Source organism: Martinezella paranaensis (assembly GCF_014200235.1).
Taxonomy (GTDB): domain Bacteria; phylum Pseudomonadota; class Alphaproteobacteria; order Rhizobiales; family Rhizobiaceae; genus Rhizobium; species Rhizobium paranaense.
Genome location: NZ_JACHBI010000044.1, coordinates 1 through 2,215 on the forward strand (window position 1 = coordinate 1; position 2,215 = coordinate 2,215).

2 protein-coding genes are annotated in these 2,215 nt (G+C 60.1%); both read left to right on the top strand.

Annotated elements, in window-relative coordinates:
* The first annotated feature begins 75 nt into the window (after window positions 1-75).
* Window positions 76-1,362 carry an IS21 family transposase gene (gene istA / locus GGD50_RS32480; RefSeq protein WP_132720766.1) on the top strand — a complete coding sequence of 429 codons (1,287 nt, stop codon included), beginning with the start codon at window positions 76-78 and terminating at the stop codon, window positions 1,360-1,362.
* On the top strand, window positions 1,362-2,162 hold the full coding sequence (gene istB, locus GGD50_RS32485; RefSeq protein WP_183941377.1) for an IS21-like element ISSme2 family helper ATPase IstB: 801 nt from the start codon (window positions 1,362-1,364) through the stop codon (window positions 2,160-2,162). Before istA ends, istB begins: the two co-directional genes overlap by 1 nt.
* The last annotated feature ends 53 nt before the right edge of the window (window positions 2,163-2,215 follow it).

The following is a 2,215-nucleotide window of genomic DNA, read 5'->3' on the forward strand; positions in this document are numbered from 1 at the left end:
TGTCGGGCGAAATGAAAAACTGACCCCCTAACGAACCGAAGAACTGACCCCTCGTGTCAAAACGAGGAGTGATGGATGACGAGCACGATTTTATCGCATCCTGCATTGTCGCGAACGATGCAGGACGGGGATATGCTTCAGGCTGATGAGGTGGTGGCGATGTTGCGGCTGCACGAGCTCGGTTGGGGCGCCAAACGTCTATCGAAGGAGTTCGGATGCGCCCGCAATACGGTCCGGCGCTATCTTCGAGAAGGCGGAGTTGCACCGTTCAAACAGCCTGTTCGACGCACGGCGTTCGACGGGCTTGATGATTGGCTTCGCGAGCGTTTTTTCCGGCATGACGGCAATGCGGATGTAATCCGCCAGGAATTGGCGAGTGAGCATGGAATCACCATCGGTCTGCGTTCAGTTGAGCTTCGAGTTCGGCAGTGGCGGCGAGAGCTAAAAGCACAGAAGCGGGCGACAGTCCGCTTTGAGACGGCGCCAGGCCATCAGATGCAGATCGACTTCGGTGATACGAAGGTGTGGATCGGCGGCGAGCGGGCTCGGGTTCATCTGTTCGTGGCGACGCTGGGCTATTCGCGGCGGATGCATGCTCGCGCGTCACTCAGGGAGCGGCAGGCGGACTGGTTCGAGGGGATGGAAGGCGCCTTTCTGCGGTTTGGTGGGGTTCCGGCGGAAGTGCTGATCGACAATGCGAAAGCCCTGGTCGAGCATCATGATGCGGTGACGCGAGAGGTAAGATTCAACGCGCGACTGCATACTTTTGCCCGTTATTGGGGCTTCACGCCGCGGGCCTGCGCACCGTATCGGGCGAGAACGAAAGGCAAAGACGAGCGGGGGGTCGGCTATGTCAAGAAGAACGCGATCGCCGGGCGACGCTTCGAGAGCTGGGCCGAGTTCGAAGCGCACCTGGATCGATGGACACGCGAAGTTGCCGACCAGCGTGAACACGGCACCACCGGTGTCAAACCGGCGGAACGTTTTGCCGACGAAGCCAAGGCGCTACGTCCGCTGGCCGGACGGGCACCCTTCGGACAATTGCGGGATCTGGTTCGCAAGGTTCAAGCCGATTGCGCGATCGACCTCGATACCAACAGCTACTCGGTCCCTTGGCACCTGATCGGCGAAAGCGTTCAGGTCGTAGTGTTGGCCGGCCGCGTGATTATCCGTCATGCCGGCCAGGTCATCGCTGACCATCCCCAGTGCCGGGGGCGACGACAACGAATTGTGGACCGGGCGCACTTTGTTGGCGTGACCGGCTTCGACGGGCCGGTGCGTAAAGAGGCCATCGAGGCCGCGCCCGCTGCCTTGCTGCGGCCGCTTGCGGAATATGAAGCAGTGGTTGGAGGAGGCTGGTGATGACGACTGTGGATCATGACGTGCTGATCGCAACGCTCGACCGGCTGAAGCTGACGGCAATCCGCGACCAGCTCGATACGTTGCTAGACGAGGCAGCGCGGTCGAAGATGACATTGCGGGAGGCTCTCGCCTTCCTGGTATCGCGCGAGATCGCCCGGCGCGACGAGCGGCGGATATCGATGTCGAGCAAGCTGGCGCAATTCCCGTTCGTGCGCGAACTGGACGGCTTCGACTTCGAGGCGCAGCCCTCGCTGGATCAGGGGCAGATCAGGGAACTTGCGACCTGCCGCTGGATCGCCCACGGTGATACTGTTCTGTTCCTTGGACCACCAGGTACAGGCAAGACGCATTTGGCTGTGAGCCTCGGCCGCGAGGCAATCCGTCAAAATTACAACGTCCAGTTCGTCACGGCGGCTACCTTGGTGGCTATGCTGGCGAAGGCTCACAGCGACGGCTCGCTCGACAAACAGTTGACGATTCTGTCGCGACCGAAATTGTTGATCATCGACGAGCTGGGGTACTTGCCCTTCGAGGCCAATGCCGCCCACCTGTTCTTCCAACTGGTGTCTCGGCGCTACGAAAAGGGCTCAATCCTGATCACTTCAAATCGCTCCGTGGGCGAATGGGGAAGTGTTTTTGGGGATCCCGTCGTTGCCACGGCAATATTGGATCGCCTGCTTCACCACTCGACAGTGATCACCATTCGGGGCGATAGCTACCGACTTCGCGAAAAGCGCCGCTCCGGCCTTCTGCAGAAGGCCGGAGCGGCGCTTGAAACCAACGAAACTGCAAACCAATGAGGGGGTCAGTTCTTCAATTCGGCAGAGGGGTCAATTCCTCGATTCGCTTGACA

What these genes read in the sequence shown, in the direction of transcription:
- istB (WP_183941377.1), top strand. Translation starts at nt 1,362, where the DNA reads ATGACGACTGTGGATCATGACGTGCTGATCGCAACGCTCGACCGGCTG.
- istA (WP_132720766.1), top strand. Translation starts at nt 76, where the DNA reads ATGACGAGCACGATTTTATCGCATCCTGCATTGTCGCGAACGATGCAG.